This is a genomic window from Halobellus salinus, assembly GCF_014646875.1.
GTDB lineage: Archaea > Halobacteriota > Halobacteria > Halobacteriales > Haloferacaceae > Haloquadratum > Haloquadratum salinum.
Genome location: NZ_BMOC01000010.1, coordinates 40,889 through 59,210, shown reverse-complemented (window position 1 = coordinate 59,210; position 18,322 = coordinate 40,889). Strand labels below are relative to the sequence as shown.

The 18,322-nt window shown below is 63.0% G+C and carries 13 protein-coding genes, 1 tRNA gene and 1 pseudogene; 9 read left to right on the top strand and 6 right to left on the bottom strand.

Annotation, left to right across the window (positions count from 1 at the left end):
* Positions 1-27 precede the first annotated feature (27 nt).
* The 7 genes from IEX72_RS09055 to IEX72_RS09025 all read left to right on the top strand — a co-directional run bounded on the left by IEX72_RS09055 (position 28) and on the right by IEX72_RS09025 (position 7,501).
* Complete coding sequence (locus tag IEX72_RS09055) at positions 28-1,119, top strand: molybdopterin-dependent oxidoreductase (RefSeq protein ID WP_188787060.1); 1,092 nt, start codon at positions 28-30, stop codon at positions 1,117-1,119.
* A gap of 151 nt (positions 1,120-1,270) precedes the next feature.
* Positions 1,271-3,460: an elongation factor EF-2 gene (locus IEX72_RS09050; protein WP_188787059.1), complete on the top strand. Its 2,190-nt coding sequence runs from the start codon at positions 1,271-1,273 to the stop codon at positions 3,458-3,460.
* A gap of 497 nt (positions 3,461-3,957) precedes the next feature.
* Positions 3,958-4,542: an amino acid-binding protein gene (locus IEX72_RS09045; protein WP_394354601.1), complete on the top strand. Its 585-nt coding sequence runs from the start codon at positions 3,958-3,960 to the stop codon at positions 4,540-4,542.
* Positions 4,539-5,498, top strand: coding sequence for a homoserine dehydrogenase (locus IEX72_RS09040; protein ID WP_188787058.1), 960 nt, complete (start codon positions 4,539-4,541; stop codon positions 5,496-5,498). Before IEX72_RS09045 ends, IEX72_RS09040 begins: the two co-directional genes overlap by 4 nt.
* A gap of 168 nt (positions 5,499-5,666) precedes the next feature.
* Positions 5,667-6,932: a translation elongation factor EF-1 subunit alpha gene (gene tuf, locus IEX72_RS09035; RefSeq protein WP_188787057.1), complete on the top strand. Its 1,266-nt coding sequence runs from the start codon at positions 5,667-5,669 to the stop codon at positions 6,930-6,932.
* Complete coding sequence (gene rpsJ, locus IEX72_RS09030) at positions 6,933-7,241, top strand: 30S ribosomal protein S10 (RefSeq protein ID WP_188787056.1); 309 nt, start codon at positions 6,933-6,935, stop codon at positions 7,239-7,241.
* 188 nt (positions 7,242-7,429) lie between these two features.
* A tRNA-Ala gene (locus IEX72_RS09025) sits at positions 7,430-7,501 on the top strand.
* A gap of 237 nt (positions 7,502-7,738) precedes the next feature.
* On the opposite strand, the gene IEX72_RS09020 is transcribed toward IEX72_RS09025, so the two are convergent.
* Positions 7,739-10,927, bottom strand: a complete 3,189-nt coding sequence (locus IEX72_RS09020) for a PAS domain S-box protein (protein WP_188787055.1) — start codon at positions 10,925-10,927, stop codon at positions 7,739-7,741.
* A 519-nt stretch (positions 10,928-11,446) separates the two neighbouring features.
* Here IEX72_RS09020 and IEX72_RS09015 point away from each other — a divergent pair.
* Positions 11,447-11,605 (top strand): annotated as a pseudogene (locus IEX72_RS09015) (RNA-guided endonuclease TnpB family protein); the annotation flags it as partial.
* A 78-nt stretch (positions 11,606-11,683) separates the two neighbouring features.
* Here IEX72_RS09015 and IEX72_RS09010 read toward each other — a convergent pair.
* Positions 11,684-12,607 carry a hypothetical protein gene (locus tag IEX72_RS09010; RefSeq protein ID WP_229663803.1) on the bottom strand — a complete coding sequence of 308 codons (924 nt, stop codon included), beginning with the start codon at positions 12,605-12,607 and terminating at the stop codon, positions 11,684-11,686.
* 1,439 nt (positions 12,608-14,046) lie between these two features.
* Entirely contained in the window at positions 14,047-14,658 is a 612-nt protein-coding gene (locus IEX72_RS09005) for a translation initiation factor IF-2 subunit beta (RefSeq protein WP_188787053.1), read from the bottom strand.
* 145 nt (positions 14,659-14,803) lie between these two features.
* Here IEX72_RS09005 and IEX72_RS09000 point away from each other — a divergent pair, with 145 nt between their 5' ends.
* Positions 14,804-15,379 carry a metallophosphoesterase gene (locus IEX72_RS09000; protein ID WP_188787052.1) on the top strand — a complete coding sequence of 192 codons (576 nt, stop codon included), beginning with the start codon at positions 14,804-14,806 and terminating at the stop codon, positions 15,377-15,379.
* Between the two features lie 56 nt (positions 15,380-15,435).
* On the opposite strand, the gene IEX72_RS08995 is transcribed toward IEX72_RS09000, so the two are convergent.
* The 3 genes from IEX72_RS08995 to IEX72_RS08985 all read right to left on the bottom strand — a co-directional run bounded on the left by IEX72_RS08995 (position 15,436) and on the right by IEX72_RS08985 (position 18,312).
* Complete coding sequence (locus tag IEX72_RS08995) at positions 15,436-16,527, bottom strand: deoxyhypusine synthase (protein WP_188787051.1); 1,092 nt, start codon at positions 16,525-16,527, stop codon at positions 15,436-15,438.
* A 102-nt stretch (positions 16,528-16,629) separates the two neighbouring features.
* On the bottom strand, positions 16,630-17,394 hold the full coding sequence (locus tag IEX72_RS08990) for a Nif3-like dinuclear metal center hexameric protein (protein ID WP_188787050.1): 765 nt from the start codon (positions 17,392-17,394) through the stop codon (positions 16,630-16,632).
* A 48-nt stretch (positions 17,395-17,442) separates the two neighbouring features.
* Positions 17,443-18,312, bottom strand: coding sequence for an arginase family protein (locus tag IEX72_RS08985; protein WP_188787049.1), 870 nt, complete (start codon positions 18,310-18,312; stop codon positions 17,443-17,445).
* Positions 18,313-18,322: the final 10 nt, after the last annotated feature.

The following is an 18,322-nucleotide window of genomic DNA, read 5'->3' as shown; positions in this document are numbered from 1 at the left end:
CTTGCCGCGCAGCCCTGGCTCCGAGGTATGGACCGGCGCCCGACCGCTCTCCTCCGACGCGCCCGCGACGCCGTCGAACCCCCAGCACGGCTCGTCGACTGGTCGCTCTTTGCGATCGTTGTCTTTGAGGCCGTCTCCGGGTTGGTCTCGTTCACTGTCGGGTCGGCGTCGTGGTGGCCGCTCTTCTGGGCCCACCGGGTCGCGGGCGTGACGTTCGTCGCCCTGTTGGGGTTCAAACTCGCTCGGGTTCGACACCGGGTGACCGACCGCCGGCAGTGGCGGCCCTCGACCGGGCTATCCGTACTGACCACTATTGCGGCCGTCGGCGCGCTCGCGACGGGGACCGCGTGGGTGTTCGGGCTCGACGTTCGGCTCTCCTACTGGACGCTTCTGAGTGTTCACGTCGGATTCGGGCTGGTGTTGGTCCCGCTGGTGGTGGCACACCTTTCGACCCGGTTCCGTCTGCCGCGGCGCCGCGACTTCGACCGCCGCCGAACCAGTCTGAAGTACGCGGGGCTGCTCGTCTCCGGCGCGGTCGTCTACCGGGGACAGGAGTTCGCGAACCGCGTCCTCGACTCGTCGGGAGCGGACCGGCGGTTCACCGGGTCACAGCCCCGCGAAGGCGACGGGAACGGTGCGTTCCCCGTGACCTCGTGGGTCGCCGACGATCCCGACCCCGTCGACACCGACGAGTGGACGCTGGACGTGGCGGGTGCGACCGGCTCGGACCTGGAGTTCACCTACGACGGGATCGCGCCCGACGCGGAGCGCGAGGCACTCCTCGACTGCACCAGCGGGTGGTACACCGTCCAGCGGTGGCGGGGACTCCGGGTGGGCGATCTGCTTGAATCGGCGGGCGCCGCCGCCGACGCACGGTACGTCCGGTTCGTGTCGGTCACGGGGTATCGGTGGTCGCTGCCGATCGACGAAGCGCGCGACGCGCTGCTCGCGACCCACGTCGACGACGAGCGGTTGACCCACGGTCACGGTGCGCCGGCGCGGCTCGTAGCGCCCGGCCGCCGCGGGTTCCAGTGGGTGAAGTGGGTCGAGCGGATCGAGGTCCGACGGCGAGGCGACCCCGCCCAGTGGGTCGTCACGCTCGTCAGCGGGTTCGAGTGACCGTCACGAGACCCGGCGCGGCGCGGTCGGGCGGACCCCGGCACCGACCGTGTGAAACCGGAGCATACTCCGCAGAACCCGCCGTATCCGTCGATTTCGCCGTCGGCAAAGCACTACCCTTTTGACCCTCCTTCCGGTACACGTGGGTATAATGGGCCGACGAAAGAAAATCGTACAAGAGTGTGAGCAGTTGATGGAGGATCCGGAGCAGATCCGGAACATCGCCATCGCGGCTCACGTCGACCACGGGAAGACGACGCTGACAGACAACCTTCTCGCCGGGGCCGGGATGATCGCCGACGAGGGCGAAGCCACCCGGCTGATGATGGACACGGAGGAGGACGAACAGGAGCGTGGGATCACCATCGACGCGGCGAACGTTTCGATGACCCACGAGTACGAGGAAGACAATCACCTGATCAACCTGATCGACACGCCCGGCCACGTCGACTTCGGTGGCGACGTGACGCGGGCGATGCGCGCGGTTGACGGCGCACTCGTCGTCGTTGACGCCGTCGAGGGCGCGATGCCGCAGACCGAGACAGTCGTCCGGCAGGCCCTCCGTGAGGGCGTCAAGCCCGCGCTGTTCATCAACAAGGTCGACCGGCTGATAAGCGAGCTCCAGGAGGGGCCCCAGGAGATGCAGCAGCGGCTGATGGACGTCATCGGCGACGTCAACGAGCTGATCCGCGGGATGACCGAGAACCGCGACGACATCGACGACTGGACCGTCTCGGTTGAGGACGGCACCGTCGCGTTCGGGTCGGCGCTCTACAAGTGGGGCGTCTCCGCGCCGTCGATGCAGCGGACCGGGATCGGGTTCCCGGAGATCATCGAGATGGAGCGGAACGACAAGCGGATGGAGCTTCACGAGCAGACGCCGCTGTCCGACGTCGTGCTCGACATGGTCGCCGAGCACTTCCCGAACCCGCTCGCCGCCCAGCCGCGGCGGATCCCACGCGTCTGGCGGGGTGAGGCCGACTCCGACCTCGCCCGCCAGATGGAGGGGGTCGACGACGACGGCGAGGTCGTCTTCATGGTGACCGACATCTCTATGGACCCCCACGCCGGCGAGATCGCCACCGGGCGGCTGTTCAGCGGGACGATCAAGCAGGGCCAGGAGCTCTACGTCTCCGGGACCGTGGGGAAAAATCGCGTCCAGTCGGTCGGGATCTTCATGGGCGGCGAGCGCGAGGAGCTCGACCGTGGCGTCCCCGCGGGCAACATTGCGGCCGTGACAGGCTTGCGCGACGCCATCGCGGGGTCGACGGTTTCGTCCGTGGAGATGACGCCGTTCGAGTCGATCGAGCACATCTCCGAGCCGGTCATCACGAAGTCCGTGGAGGCCCAGAGCATGGACGACCTGCCGAAGCTCATCGAGACGCTCCAGCAGGTCGCAAAGGAGGACCCGACCATCCGAGTGGAGATCAACGAGGACACCGGCGAGCACCTCATCAGCGGGCAGGGCGAGCTCCACCTCGAAGTCATCACCCAACGCATCCAGAAAAACCAGGGCATCCCGGTCCAGACGGGTGAGCCGATCGTGGTGTTCCGCGAGTCGGCGCAGTCGAACTCCCGCGAGGTCGAAGGCGTCTCGCCGAACCGTCACAACAAGTTCTACATCACCGTTGAGCCGCTCTCGAACGACATCGTCGACGCGATCAAGCGCGGCGAGGTCTCGATGGACATGCCCGAGCTGGAACGCCGCGAGGCGCTCCAGGACGCCGGGATGGGCAAGGACACCTCCCAAGAGGTCGAACACATCCACGGCACCAACATCCTCATCGACGACACAAAGGGGATCCAGCACCTCAACGAGACAATGGAACTCGTCATCGAGGGGCTCGAAGAAGCCCTCGACGACGGCCCCCTCGCCAACGAGCCGGTTCAGGGCTCTTTGCTCCGGCTCCACGACGCGAAGCTCCACGAGGACACCATCCACCGCGGCCCCGCGCAGGTCATCCCTGCCGTTCGGGACGCGGTCCACCGCGCGCTGATCGACGCCGACATCAAGCTGCTGGAGCCGATCCAGGACGTCCGGATCGACGTCCCCTCGGCGCACATGGGGTCGGCCTCCGGCGAGATCCAGGGGCGTCGCGGCCGCGTCGACGATATGTTCCAGGAGGGCGACCTCATGGTCATTGAGGGGATTGCTCCCGTCGAGGAGATGATCGGGTTCTCCTCGGACATCCGCTCGGCCACCGAGGGCCGCGCGTCGTGGAACACCGAAAACGCCGGGTTCCGCGTGCTCTCGGACAACCTCCAGCGCGAGAAGATCATGGGGATCCGCGAGCGGAAGGGAATGAAACTCGAGCTCCCGGCGTCGGTCGACCAGTTCTAAAACGGTCGACACCGACGTCGTGTTCCGTCGGCCCACTCGCTTTTTGCGGCTTTCGCTTTTCATACTGTCGGCTATAACTACGTGAAGATTTTCGACACCCCGGGGTGTCGAAATACGTCACGCGACTATAGCCGACAGTATCACTTCGCACACCGGTAGTTGGTCGGCCGGATCCATCCGCGCTCACTGGTGCGGTTCGTGTGTCGTTGAGCTGGCCGGAAGGCCGTCGTTGGGTCGGGCTGAAAGGGGCCGCGCTCTCCTCCGCACCATCTGTCACGAGTCGGCTTCTCACGAGTCCAGCTTTCGCCACACAGTACCGTTCCGGCGGCGGCAACGCGTGCCACCGACGAAGGCTTATATCGGTCGGGGAGTTGAGGTAGTGGTATGCGTACGGGTACGACCCCACGACCGAGAGCCGTCGACGCGAGACCCGACCGCAGTGCCGCCGTGTCGCGCCCGACACCGGTCCGTGGGACGCCGTCGGGGGAGGGTCGACGGTGACGTCCACGCTCGGCTCCGACTCCGACTCGGAGGGATCGCGTGCGGGTGAGGACGCGGGCCACGACGGCGCTCCGCAGCCCCACACGATCCGGCTGGAACTCGCGGACGAACCGGGGGAACTGCTCGCTGCGCTCGAACCGATCTCCGAGAACGGCGGCAACCTGCTGTCGATCTTCCACGAGCGGGGGAGCATCACCCCGCGGGGCCGGATCCCGGTGGAGGTCGACGTCGAGGCCACCCCCGACCGCTTCGAGGCGATTGTAGCCGCGCTCCGCGACGCCGGCGTCAACGTGGTGCAAGCGGGCGCAGAGCAGTACGCTGAAGAACTCGTGGTCGTCCTCGTCGGCGACATCGTGGGTGCCGACCTTTCGGATACGCTCCGACGGGTGGAGGCGTGTCCATCGGCGTCGGTCGCGGACGTCTCCGTGAACGCCCCAGCGGGGAGGGGCGAGTCATCGAGCGCCCGGCTCCGGTTGGCGACTCGGGCCGGCGGTGGTTCCGAAGCGCTCCAGACCGTCCGAGACTTGGCCGAAGAGAAGGGGCTGCACGTGATCGAGCCGCTCGCCGGAGGTGGGGTATGACCGCGGGCAAGCGGCTCGCGGTCGTCGGCGCGGGCGCGGTCGGCGGGTCGGTGGCCGACCTCGCGGCGGCGTACGGCCACACGGTCGTCGCCTTCGCCGACTCCTCGTCGGCGGTCGTCGACAGCGGGGGCGTCGACACCGACGCCGCTATCGAGCAGAAGTCCGCAGACGGCTCCGTCGGTGACGCCGACCCCGAAGAGGCACTGCACGCCGACTACGACGTCTTGGTGGAGGCGACGCCGACGACGCTCGACGACGCCGAGCCCGGCTTTTCGCACGTCCGGGCCGCGTTGGAGCGGGACCGCCACGTCGTGCTCGCGAACAAGGGACCGGTGGCCGAGCGGTACAGCGACCTGCGGGGGCTGGAGCGCGACAGCGACGGCGCAGTCCGGTTCGAGGCCACCGTCGGCGGCGCAATCCCGATTCTCTCGACGGTGGGAGACCTCAACCCCACACACGTCACTGCAGCCCGGGGGGTGCTCAACGGGACGGCTAATTTCATCCTCTCACGCATGGCCGCGGAGGGAATCGACTACGAGCACGTGCTGGCGGAGGCTCAGGACCTCGGCGTCGCGGAGGCCGACCCAGCGTTCGACGTCGAGGGGACCGACGCCGCGCTGAAATGCGTTATCCTCGCGAACGTGCTCGCGGGTGACGACCAGGAGTTCACACTCGAGGACGCCGACGTTGCGGGGATCACTGACGTCCCCGGTAGCGCCCTCGAGTTGGCTGCTGAGGACGGCCGAACCATCCGGCTGGTCGGGGAGGCGACCCGCGAAGGGATCCGCGTGGGGCCGCGGTTGGTGCCGCAAAACGCCGCGTTGGCCGTGACCGGCACCCGAAACATCGTACAGTTGGAGACCGCCCACGCGGGGCAGTTGAACCTCAGTGGCCGCGGTGCCGGCGGCGAGGAGACCGCGTCGGCGGTGCTGGGCGACGTCGGACGGCTGGGATAGCCGAACGTCTCGGAGCCTGCACGGACTGACGGCACGCGGTGTCCCCGTGAGACGTGCTCGCACAAACCGCGATACATCGGCGCCTCGGCCGCCTACGTATCGAAATGGTTTTAGGTCTTTCTGGCAAAATATCACGGTACACAGCGCCTTAGCGCGTGACACACACCTATGAGTGACAAACCGCACCAGAACTTGGCCATCATCGGCCACGTCGACCACGGAAAGAGCACGCTGGTCGGACGGCTTCTGTACGAGACAGGCTCCGTTCCCGAGCACGTAATCGAGCAGCACAAAGAGGAAGCCGAAGAGAAGGGCAAAGGTGGCTTCGAGTTCGCCTACGTTATGGATAACCTCGCCGAGGAACGCGAGCGCGGCGTCACCATCGATATCGCCCACCAAGAGTTCGACACCGAGGAGTACTACTTCACCATCGTCGACTGCCCGGGCCACCGTGACTTCGTGAAGAACATGATCACGGGAGCTTCCCAGGCCGACAACGCGGTGCTCGTCGTCGCGGCCGACGACGGCGTCGCGCCCCAGACCCGCGAGCACGTCTTCTTGGCCCGCACGCTGGGCATCAACGAGCTCATCATCGGCATCAACAAGATGGACCTCGTTGACTACAGCGAAGACTCCTATAACCAGGTCAAAGACGAGGTCAACAAGCTCCTCAAACAGGTTCAGTTCAACTCCGACGACGCGACGTACGTCCCCATTTCCGCGTTCGAGGGCGACAACGTCGCCGAGAGCTCGGACAACACCGCCTGGTACGGCGGCGAGACGCTGCTGGAGTCGCTCAACAGCCTGCCGGAGCCGGAGCCGCCGACGGACGCGCCGCTTCGACTCCCGATCCAGGACGTGTACACCATCTCCGGCATCGGGACGGTTCCGGTCGGACGTATCGAGACGGGGACGATGAGCCCCGGCGACGATGTCTCCTTCCAGCCCTCGGACGTCGGCGGCGAGGTCAAGACCGTCGAGATGCACCACGAGGAAGTGCCGCAGGCCGGCCCCGGCGACAACGTCGGGTTCAACGTCCGCGGCATCGGCAAGGACGACATCCGCCGCGGCGACGTGTGTGGTCCCGCCGCCGACCCGCCGTCGGTCGCCGAGACGTTCACAGCCCAGGTCGTCGTGATGCAGCACCCGTCGGTCATCACCGCGGGGTACACGCCGGTCTTCCACGCCCACACGGCGCAGGTCGCGTGTACGGTCGAGTCGATCGACCAGAAGCTCGACCCCGCCTCCGGTGAAGTCGCCGACGAGGATCCGGACTTCATCCAGTCCGGTGACGCCGCGGTCGTCACCGTCCGGCCGCAAAAACCGCTCAGCATCGAGCCATCCGGCGACATCCCCGAACTCGGGTCCTTTGCCGTCCGTGACATGGGACAGACCATCGCGGCGGGGAAGGTCCTCGAGGTCAACGAGCGATAGATGCAGCAGGCACGTGTCCGTCTCGCCGGGACCAGCCCGGACGACCTCGATAACATCTGCGATGACGTTCGCGAGATCGCGTCGAAGACGGGGGTCAGCCTCAGCGGTCCGATCCCGCTCCCGACGAAGACGCTGGAAGTGCCCGCACGGAAGTCCCCGGACGGCGAGGGGACCGCCACGTGGGAGCACTGGGAGATGCGCGTCCACAAACGGCTCATCGACATTGACGCCGACGAACGCGCGCTCCGGCAGCTGATGCGGATTCAGGTGCCCAACGACGTCAGCATCGAGATCGTCCTCGAAGACTGATACGGATCGTTGCAACGAATCCCCGATCATCGCCGAATCGTGTGGGCGATAATCGTGGATTGACTACAACGGTCCGTATACCGGCGCGGACCGACGCACGGCGCTAAGGCGCGCCGCCGCGGGGTCGCCCGCGGCGCCCGATTCGAAAACAGAAGGTACAAACGGGACACCGCCGTTCCGTGTAATGCGGGCTCGTAGATCAGCGGTAGATCGCTTCCTTCGCAAGGAAGAGGCCCTGGGTTCAAATCCCAGCGAGTCCACTTAAGTTTCGAATCGTCGGACAGCGGCGGTCGTTTTATATTGGATTTGCTGGAGAGTTCGTGATGATTCGTACCAGGAGTACCCGCTGGCTTCCGATTCGTAGATTCAACACAGGGAGTCAGAGAGATACTCAATCGTCCATCGGTCAGTACAATCTAACGAAATGGTCCCTACAGCCGGGTGGGTGACTTTGATCCATCCACAGGTGAACAACCCAGCCACTCGGCGGACGGAGATCATTTCTCGTCGGCGTCCGGTGGCTGTTGTACTGGAACTCTGAACTTGACGCGTGTCTTCGTGCCCGTCGCCTGTGCTGTTATCTCACCCCCAACCGTTTTGATCATCGTTCTAACAACCCAGATGTCGAGTCCCTGTGCGTGTGTAAGTGCTGTCTCTTCTCCGGTGGCGAGTACTTCCGTATCCGTCTCAGCCAACCCGGATCCGGTAATGAATATCTCAACCTCAACCCACCTGTCAGTCGTATCCGATAATGACACCGTAACCCCGGTATCCGAATCCGTCGCCCGGCGGACTGCGATCGTGATCAACTTTTCCAGTGCTTCCTTGACCGCACCAGGGATCCATACGGTCTGGTCATCTGACACGGTTGAGTCTACGTCGAGAGTGAACTCAGTTTCTTGGTTCCACGCTGTCAGGTACTCTGTGACTGACCGCACGTCGATAGCTGGCCACTGGTCCTCAGAGGAGTTGGTGAGTTGCCGGATCTGTCTCATCCCTTCGGTCATTGCTTCCCACCCGTCAAGTATCGTCTCGATCCGGTCGAGATGTGCGGCCCTCGCATCGGCGTCTACTTCCTCTGCAAGCACCTGTGTCCACCCGCGTACCTTGTTGAGATCGTTTCGCATATTGTGTCGCATCACCCGTTGCACCATCGCCATCTGCTGTCGTTGGCGGCGCTGGTCCGTGATCTCTCGGCCCTCGACGACGAGCAGGGTCACTTCACCAGCGTCGTTCGTGACCGGCTTCGCTGAAAAATCGATGGTTGCAAGCCCCGAAACTCCACGAACGTCCGTCTCGTACCGCACAAACTCTCCGGTGGCCGCCGTGTCGAGCGCGTCACGAAGTCGCTCCTGTACTGCCGTCGAGTGAGTCCACCACGATGCCTCGTCGAACGGCTCACCAATAATCTCCTTGCGGTCAAACCCGCCGAACTCAAGTGCGGCGTCGTTGGCATTGAGTACCGTTCCGTCCGGTTCCAACAGCCCAGCGAAGCTGAACGTGCCGTTAAACAGGGCTTCCAACCGGCGCGTCCGTGCCTTCGTTGCCGTCACGTCACGGAGATACAAGAGCATCCCATCGATGGCGTCATCGTCAAGCATATTCCGACACCGAAGCTCCATCTCACGCCACGCGCCATCGTTCGACTGGAACCGGCAGTCGATCTGGAACGTCGCTTCAGGATCCTCGGTACCATTGAAGAACGCTTCCATCGCTTGGGTACGATCGTCCGGATGTAACTGGTCGAAGAGGTTCTTCTTTGTGAGGGCCTCGTGTTCATACCCGAGAACCCGGTCCGACGACCGGCTGGCATAGGTGATGGTTCCGTCGGGGTCAACGATGGTCACCACGTCTTCCGATTCCTCAACGAAGCGTTCAGTCCGCCGTCGTTGTTGACGTTCGTCCGTCATATCACGAACGATCTGAGCGTACCCCTTTGAGTCGCCGTCGTCACCTTCCAGAGCGGCATAACGGACATCAGCGTAGAACTCAGAGCCGTCGGCCCGCACGCGCCACCCCTCGTCGCTGGCCTCGCCGGCGTACCGGGCCTGCTGAAGCAGGCGGTCCGGCAGTCCCGCCTCGCGGTCTGGCGCAGGGTGAAGTTCACCCATCGGCATCCCCACTGCGGTTTCATCGTCATACCCGAAGAGGTTCGCTGCGCCGTCGTTCCATGTCGAAATCGCGCCGTCCTCGTCAACGACAAGGAAGGCGTACTCGTCGGTACTCTCGATCAACAACTCGAACCGTTCGCGCTCTGCCTGCAGCTCGCGTTGGCTCTCCCGCACCGCTGTCACGTCCTGTTGGATCCCGACGTGATTCACTAACTCGCCAGCCTCGTCGTAGATCGGGGCCACCGAGAGGCGGTTCCAGAACTGCTCACCGTCCTTCCGGTAGTTTCGGAGCTCAACGGTTATGGGTTCGTTACTGGTGATTGCCTCACGGAGATCATCAAGCGCGGGCTGGTCTCTATCATCTCCCTGCAGGAACCGGCAGTTTCGGCCGAGGACTTCCGCGCGGTTGTACCCGGTCTGATCGACGAACCCATCGTTGACGTAGATCAGCGGGTTGTCCTCTTGGGTCGGATCGCTGATCGTGATCCCCACACTCGCTTCGTCCATCGCGCGTTCTTTCAGTTCGAGTTCCCGCTTCCGGGACTGACGCTCGGTGACATCTCGAACGCTGGCGACCAACCCGACGGTTTCAGCGCCGGCAGTCATCCGATTAGCTATCACCTCGAAATACCGGGTGGACCCGTCGATGTCAACAGTGAATGTGTCTTCGCTATCGAAGCCGTCACCAACAGGTCTGAACGCCTGCTCAAAGGTCTCGACGGTTGGGCATTCAACGCCGATCTCCGACTGCAGCTTCTGGGCCTGATTATTCATTTCGACGAGCTTGCCGCCGGTGTCGTACACGAACGTGGCGTCGTCGGCCTCTTCGAAGAACTTTGAGCGAGCAGACTGCTCAACCTGGCGGAACGGCTCTTCGACAGTCACCAGTACCCCCAGTAGGAATGCGGTTACACCGACCGGTTCGAAGCTTAATCCCAGGATTAGGGGTGGAAGTATCTCGTTGGGGAGCGCTTGGATGGCGGCACGTGGCACAACCGGCGACAGCGAGAGGACCGCGAGTGCGCCGAGCCCTACGGTCGGAGACGACGACTTGCGGAACGTCTGTATCAGCCAGTAGAAACTGATCGCCACGAGGGTGTAGGTGAGTGAAAACGAGACCCAGTAGAACAGTTGCGGCTCAACGACGAGGTGAGGGTACGGACTCTGTTGCAGTTCCGTTGAGACGTACAGCCCGTACAACGGGTTCGTGAGCTTAACCCCGATGAGCCCAACGTAGATGCTGACGGCGAGCGCGCGATAGCGTCGGTCGCGGTGGTACGACCGGCCGGTGTACGCGGAAACGAAGTACACCCACGCGCCGACACCGGTGAGGCCACAGATCAGACCGCCAATGTAGAAGACACTACTCAGGCCCCCGTCGGTGGTCACCAATCCGAACACTTGGAAGCTTAACCACAATCCGTTCGTGATGAGTACTGCTCTAAGCCCAAGCTGCGTATCTCTCCCCTGCAAGCGCGATCCGCGGGCAGCACCGACGAAGCAGCCGATAGAGATGGCCAGAAATAGGATAATGAGCAGATAGTGGGTTGTGCTGAAGTTGTCAAATATGATCATAAGCTACTATACAATTTTCAACTGATAACCCTATCTACTATCCACACCTCAGGCTGAAAGACAACAGCGAGAGTGCCCGCATCAAGATCTGGCTTGCGGCGACCCGGAGCGACACAAGCCGCTGTTACGTGATACGGTATGATGCTGCCGCTGTTCAGCCTGTCGTCCAATTGAACGAACCCTTCGGCTCAAAAAACCTTAGCGATCAGATCTGAGCAAGTTGTAAAAAGAAACGGCTTCTCGTATCAATCGAACCGCCAGACAACGTGGAGATTTAACCAGTTCTTTCACACGATGTGACGAAACCCCAGCGAGTCCATCCCGAGGCCGCTTTCTCCGTACTCCGCAGCCGGTGTAGAGGCGCTTATAAAGAACGAGGAGAATACCCGCGGCTTTAGCCGCGAGATGAATCCGACACTCTGACTGTCACTCTACCGACGCCACTCCAACTTGACATTCAACGCTCGGTCGTTAGTTTCTAGCACTTATGTTCTCGTAATGTATTATGAAGCCAGTTCGATGCTAGAGACAACCCGCACCTACGTTGCACGCATCACGAACCACTCACAGGTTCGTGACGACCTCAACCAGTACGGGTTCTCCGCGTCCAAACTGTGGAACGTCGGCCGATACTACATCCGAGAACGGTGGGATGACTGCAGTGAGGTACCCGACGAACCCTCTCGAACCACTCGACCCCGAGGCAATTTACAGGCTGTTCAAGGCGAATGCCACGGGGCTTGACCCCGAGGCGGTTCACGTATTTAGCTTAGACACTCTCAGATATACTTCAAGCTTACTACCGTCTGAAAAATAAAAGATGACAGTAATGTCAGAGTTCGACTCGCTGTTGACTAAGTCGTAGGTGCTCTTCACATTCCCTTTGTTCAATTCACCCATTAACACATCAATTTCAGTTCCGTCTTCAAAAATAGCAGTCGTGTCTAGTGATTCCGCTCCATCAGTACCAATATTATATTTTCCGTTCCAATCGCCGGCTTGATTATTTCCTGTAGTGACCGTAGGGTCTAACTCCACCTCTTCCTCGTTCCCGGTTCTTTGTAAACTATTAATGGGATCAACATTATTCTGATTGCCTGGCTTTGTTACTTCGAAACTCACAATATCTGCATAAGCTCCATCCTCAGCCTTGAGTTTGAAATCAAGGAACGGCGACTCACCGCTTGGGGTTGAGCCACTAACGATGCTCACACCCTCACTTATGGGTTGAGCTGGTGCTGGAGTTGAATCTCCCTCCCCAGTGGTACTCTCACTACTCCCAGTACCCACTCCTTGACGTGCTGACTCTTGACGTTCGGGCGCCGAATTTATTCCAACGGTGTTGAAATTGAGTGCGTCGGCCTCGACAGTCAGAACCACCCAGTAAATGTCTGATTCTCCAGGGTATGACTCGGTTCCCTCATACGACAGGTTATCCGATTCGGTTGTATCAATCGCCTCATCCCAATACGTGGACCCATTCAATCGGCTGGGTACTTTGACCGTTATATCCCCGGTTAAATCGCTGGTGGTTATACTAGCGTTCTCGGTTGGATACAGATTTACTGTTACCCTACCGCTTGATGAGACGCGAAATTCGTTTTGTAATGCGGTTACACGCGCTTCCTCATTTCCGGAGACAATGTTCTGATCTTGATAAATTACTATTTCTCCGCCCATGCTTCGCTCATCGAGATAGAGAACAGAATGTTCGTACCATAGTGACCCAATGCGCATTTCATTGTATCCATTCTGGTATTTAAGAAAACGGGTTGACACAGTCTTTGGATCGGCGCCAGTTTGATTCGTTATACTGATATTATACGGTTGGCTCGTTCGCAAGGTCCCAGACGGTGGAGGGGGATTGACCGTGACCACACGCGTCGGATAATATGTCCCGAGTTTCACTGTCGGAAATTGGGAAACGTCTGCTTGTCCGGCCGTGGAAATCGAACTCCGGACTTCGATCATATCATTCCGCACTTCTTCGAAGTGCTGGAATTCCACCTCGCTGTTTTGCTGGGGAATTATATATGCTTGGTAGCTTGAGAGTGCGATAATAAAAAAACCGAAAAGTATGATAAATCCAATAAGCGGTGCTACCCCCCGATCATCTTGACGAAGTACTGAGTCAGATGGGGATTTTGTCACCTCAACCCGCACCTCCGTTTGCTGGCATTTCGGGAGTAACTAGGGCTGATCGAAGGTCAGCAGGGCTTGGTGAGGTATACAACAACCAATTGATCCCAACAAGATAGTGTAAGTAATACGGGCCGATATTTTGGAGTCGTTTCCACAATCCGCTTTGGGTAGCGACAACCACAACTATAATTCCGACAAACAGCGGGGCAAGTGCAACGAGTCGGCATCTACGCTGGCTAACGGGATGGTCAAAACCAACCTGCAATCGGAATGGGACGTATGAAACGATGTCAACCGAAACAGGAGATAGCGTCCGAGCGGCTGCTAGGTGCGTTATTTCGTGTAATCCAAGCATTATTACTGGCAATCCAACAATCAGAAGGGCGAGTTGAAGAGCGCCCACTATCTATTTATTGCCAACCCACGCATTTGAAATTGGTGGATACATAGCCCTGGTGTTCTGGTCTAATACTGTCGGCTATAACTACTGAGGCTCACAGCACCCCGTTGCGCTGCTATGAGAGCTACCGCTGGACGTCCGGATCGGGTCCAGAACATCGCCCGACTGGAACTTTTGTACATTGAGTGACTATACTCAGCACGTCGTCTGTATCACTTCCGAGGGTTCCAACAGAGCCACATGGATCCATACTGACCACCCGTTTCAGTAGGTGTTCCGACGTCCTAGCGGTCTTGCAGGCGGTTTTTTGGGGCGACGACCGCTTCCCGGTGGCTCCGGAGGCGCGGTCGGATCACAACGATGGCTGCAAACCCCGGGGCTCACACCGCCCGGTTGAGCCATCCCAGAGCGGGAGAGCCTCTTTGATCCGCGATTGGTACCAGTGAATCGGTGGCCTCGGCACTCATAGGGTTCGTCATTGCCGAGCGCCACCCCGGCTCGGAGCGGTGCCGTCGTCATCGGCCGAATGGGACTACGAAAAGCGAACAAAAGAACGTTCCGCGCCGCCGCTTCCGACCTACACCACGCGAGCGAACGCCAGCGTCCCGCTGGTCCGTTCGACGATCGCCCGGACCGTCTGGCCCTCTTGTGCGCCCGTGACGAAGATGGTGAACTTCCCCTTCTCGGCGACGCCGTCGCCCTTCCGGCCGGTACCGGTGATCTCCAGTTCGTAGGTCGTGCCCTCCTCAACGGCGGGCCCGGACTGAGAGGTCTGCGTGGACGCCGAGCGCTTCGCGACCGGCCGGAAAGCGCCGCAGGCCTCACACCGGAGCATATCCACGCCGTCCTCGGTCACCAACCGGGTGTCGGGGAGGCCACACTCCGAGCACGCCACGTACTCGGTGACGTACTCGTCGATTGCGGCCTCGAAGTCGGCCACCGTGAACGACCCGTTGTACCGCGCGCGGTCGTCCTCGAGTTGGCCGTTGGTCCCCAGTTCGCCCTGGATGTTCCGGTGGACGTGTTCGACCTCGCGACCGAGGGCGTCGGCGATCTCCCCGAGGTTCGTGAGGCGTGTGAACGCCCCATCGGTTTCGCCTTCCGGGTCGGGGACGTTCAGCCGCGACTCCTCTACGTTCCGTTCGGGCAACTCCTCGAGCGCTCTGTCGAGAGAATCGGCGTAGTTCATACTATGTGGTGTGGTTGGGGGCGTAAATCCGTTCCGTGAGACGCGTGTGCATCGTGCACTTTCGGGGGTGACGTGGCCGACCCCTCGAGCGATCGGGGTCGGACTCGCACACAAGCTATTTGCTTTACTCGGCGGAGACGGGTGTATGGCCCGGTTTCTGATCTCCGATCACCACTTCGGCCACGCCAACATCATCGACTACTGCGACCGGCCGTTCAGTTCGGTCGGGGAGATGGATACGACCCTGCTCAACAGGCACTACGAGACCGTCGACGCCGACGACCTCCTCGTCCATCTCGGCGACGTCGCGATGGACATGTCGACCGGCGAAGACACCATCGCGTACTTCAGCCAACTCGACGGGGACCTCCTGGTTCGCGGCAACCACGATGTCGGGTTGAATCCCGAGGACGCCCCGTTCCCGGTCGTCGACCACTGCACACTCTCCCACGACGGGTACGAGTTTTACTGCACGCACCGCCCGGCGGACGTCCCCGAGACGTGGGATGGGTGGGTGCTCCACGGCCACCATCACAACAACGACACCGAGACGTTCCCGTTCGTGGCTCACGACCGGCGGCGTGTCAACGTGAGCAGCGAACTCCTGGACTTCCGGCCGCTGCGACTGGACGCGCTGACGGCTCTCCTCGACGAGTGCCCCGACGGGTCCCGGTTCCGAGACGTCGACGCCGCAAGCGAGTGCCTCGACCGCGGTGAGTGATCGGCTCGGAGACGGGCGCCACGGGGACGCAGTCCGCGACTCCGCCCGACCGCGCGCTACTCCCGCTCGCCGGCCCGTTCGCGCGCGGCGGCGACGACCAGCGGCAGCGTGACCGTCGCGTCGCCGACCACAGTGGCGTTCCGCGCGGACTTCTCCAGTTTCCCCCACGACCGCGCCTCGTCGAGCGTCGCGCCCGACAACCCTCCCGTGTGGTCGGGGTCCATAGTCAGCTGGACGGCGTAGTCGTACGCGTCGGGAATCGTCAGCATCGTCTGGAGCACGTAGTTCTTCGGGACGCCGCCGCCGACCACCATCGCGCCCGCCCGGTCGGCGTCGAACGCCAGGTCCGAGAGGTGGGTCATATCGCTCAAGGCGTCCAGCCCGAACTCCGAGGTCTGCGAGTAGATCCACGCCTGGATCCCCAGCACGGAATCCTGGATCGCGGGGCAGTAGATCGGGACGTCGCTTTCGTACGCCGCGGCGGCGATCCCGCTGTCTTCGTCGACATCGCGCTCTGCGTTCTGCGCGGCGTTCGCGCGTCCGAGCTCTGCGGTAAACTCCTGAATCGACACCCGGCGCTCCACGGTCGGAAACACGTTGTCCCGGAGGTGGGTCTCGAACAGCGCGAAATGCTCCTGCGGGAGGTAGACGTTGTAGATGCGGTCGACACCCTCGTCGCGGAGGGTCTCGTCGTGTTCCCGCGCGGTCTCACTCCCGTTGCCGCTGCCATCGCCGGCCCCGCTGTCGCCGGCGGGGTGTGGATCGTGGGGGTCGGCGCGGCCGTGGTGGTGTTTTCCGCCGATCGCCTCGATCGAGTCGTGGGTGAGGTTCGCGCCCGTCGTCACCAGGGCGTCGATGTGGCCGTCACGGATCAGATCAGCGACGATCGCCCGCATCCCGGTTGGGACCATCGCGCCTGCGAGCCCGAAGAGGTTGGTCACGTCATCGCGGGCCAGCATCTCCGCGTAGATGTCGACGGCCTCGTCGACCGTCGCGGCGCCGATCCCGGCCTTCCCGTACTCCGTGGCGAGTTCGCCGACGGTCATCCCGCCGCGGACCTCCGCGTGGCCGATGGGTGCCTCGTGGAACTCCTCGCGGTTGGGGCCGTGCCCTCCCTGTCCGTGGGTGTCGTCGGAGTCGTCGTGCATACGACCCCGTGGACGGCCTGCGGGGTTAGGTGTCGCGGTCCGGCGCGGCGACGGTCTCGGAGGTGGCGTCCGGTGTCGGACCCGCTCGGTCCCGCTCTCCGATCACAGCCCGGTCGGGTGCGAGAGACTCGTCGTCTCGACGCCCCAGTCGGCGACGAGATCGGCGAGCCGTTCGACGCCGACGGTCTCGGTCGCGTAGTGACCGCCGAGCGCGACCGTGATGCCCGCCTCTCTGGCCTCGTGGTAGACCTGCTGTTTCCCCTCGCCGGTGACCAGGGCGTCGGCGCCCGACGCGACCGCCTCGTCGAGCCAGTCGACGCCCGAGCCGGTCACGATCGCGACCTCCTCGATCTCGTCGGGACCGAACTCCAGTACCTGCGGCTCCCGGCCGCCGGTGGCCAGCTCCGACAGTCGCTCGCGGAGGTCATCGGTCGAGTACGCGTCGGCCGCCCGGCCCTGTCGCCCGATCGTCACGGGGCCGATCGTCCCGAACGGTGTCTGGTCGTCGAGGTCGAGGTGGTCGGCCAGCCCCGCGGCGTTCCCCAGCGAGGGGTGACCGTCGAGCGGGAGGTGTGAGACGTACAGCGCGATGTCGTGATCGACGAGCGCGGCGACGGCGTCGTACTCCCGACCGGTCACCCGGTCCATCCCACCCCACACGAGGCCGTGGTGAGTCACGAGCAGGTCGGCGCCGGCGGCGGCGGCGTCCTCGATGGTCGCGGCCGCGGCGTCGACCGCGAACGCCGCGCGCTCGACGGTGGCGTCGTCGGGGCCGACCTGGAGGCCGTTGGCGCTGGCGTCGACGTCGGCGTACTCTCCCGTCCGGAGCCGGTCGTCGAGTCGATCGACGAGGGTCGAAAGCTCCATACCGCCTGTGTCGGCCGCCGGCGGCTTGTACCCCCCGGTCGGCGGCTCTCAGTCGGACTGTTCCCGGCTGTCGGCGTGCGCGTACACGAACGCCCGACACAGCTTCGCCGCGAGCGACGCCGCCTGGCCGTCGTCCCGGTCGTTGACTTCGACGACATCGAACCCCTCGGCCGACGGCGCGACGGTACGGACCACGTCGCGCATCGTCCGGGGCGCCAGCCCGAACGGCTCGGGGGTCCCCGTCCCCGGCGCGAACCCGGGGTCGGCGGCGTCAATGTCGACGCTCAGGTACGCACTCCGGCCGTTCACGCGGGCGTCGAGGTCGAACTCGGGAACGTCCTCGGGGGCGACAACGGTGACATCCGGCCGCCCGGCCCGATCCCACTCCGCAGGCGAGCCGGTTCTCGCCCCGATGATGACCACCTCCTCGACGCTGCTGGCGTCGTCTCTGCTTCCGTCTCGGCCGACGCCGGCGCCGACCCGGTCGAGAATCCGCCGGGTTACGGTGGCGTGGCTGTACCCGTTGCCGTCGTACTCCTCCCGGAGGTCGAGGTGAGCGTCGAGACAGACGAACACCTCGGGGGCGACCGCGTTCACGCCCGCCGCCGAGACCGTGTGTTCACCGCCGAGCACCACCGGGGTGGCGCCGTCGCCAACGACATCACGCAACGTACCCGCCAGCCACCGTAGGTACTCCGGGATGTCGTCCCACGCGCGGACGTCGCCGCGGTCGTGGACGGCAAGGTCAGAAAACCGCAGGCCGCTCGCCCGGTCGTAGTCGTCGAACGGCCGGGCGAACCGTCGGATCCGCTCGGGGCCGAACCGGGTTCCCGGGTGAAACGACGTGGACGCGTCGAGCGGAGCCCCCACAACGGCGTACGCCGCCTCCTCCTGTGACGCGGTCGCCCCTGGGAACATCCGCGTCGCC

Bases quoted from the DNA above. Each gene is read 5' to 3' on its own strand.
- IEX72_RS09050 (WP_188787059.1), top strand. From the start codon at position 1,271: ATGGGCCGACGAAAGAAAATCGTACAAGAGTGTGAGCAGTTGATGGAG.
- tuf (WP_188787057.1), top strand. From the start codon at position 5,667: ATGAGTGACAAACCGCACCAGAACTTGGCCATCATCGGCCACGTCGAC.
- IEX72_RS09040 (WP_188787058.1), top strand. From the start codon at position 4,539: ATGACCGCGGGCAAGCGGCTCGCGGTCGTCGGCGCGGGCGCGGTCGGC.
- IEX72_RS09005 (WP_188787053.1), bottom strand. From the start codon at position 14,658: ATGAACTACGCCGATTCTCTCGACAGAGCGCTCGAGGAGTTGCCCGAA.
- IEX72_RS08985 (WP_188787049.1), bottom strand. From the start codon at position 18,312: ATGTTCCCAGGGGCGACCGCGTCACAGGAGGAGGCGGCGTACGCCGTT.
- IEX72_RS08995 (WP_188787051.1), bottom strand. From the start codon at position 16,527: ATGCACGACGACTCCGACGACACCCACGGACAGGGAGGGCACGGCCCC.
- rpsJ (WP_188787056.1), top strand. From the start codon at position 6,933: ATGCAGCAGGCACGTGTCCGTCTCGCCGGGACCAGCCCGGACGACCTC.
- IEX72_RS09000 (WP_188787052.1), top strand. From the start codon at position 14,804: ATGGCCCGGTTTCTGATCTCCGATCACCACTTCGGCCACGCCAACATC.
- IEX72_RS09020 (WP_188787055.1), bottom strand. From the start codon at position 10,927: ATGATCATATTTGACAACTTCAGCACAACCCACTATCTGCTCATTATC.
- IEX72_RS09055 (WP_188787060.1), top strand. From the start codon at position 28: ATGGACCGGCGCCCGACCGCTCTCCTCCGACGCGCCCGCGACGCCGTC.
- IEX72_RS08990 (WP_188787050.1), bottom strand. From the start codon at position 17,394: ATGGAGCTTTCGACCCTCGTCGATCGACTCGACGACCGGCTCCGGACG.
- IEX72_RS09010 (WP_229663803.1), bottom strand. From the start codon at position 12,607: ATGGGCGGAGAAATAGTAATTTATCAAGATCAGAACATTGTCTCCGGA.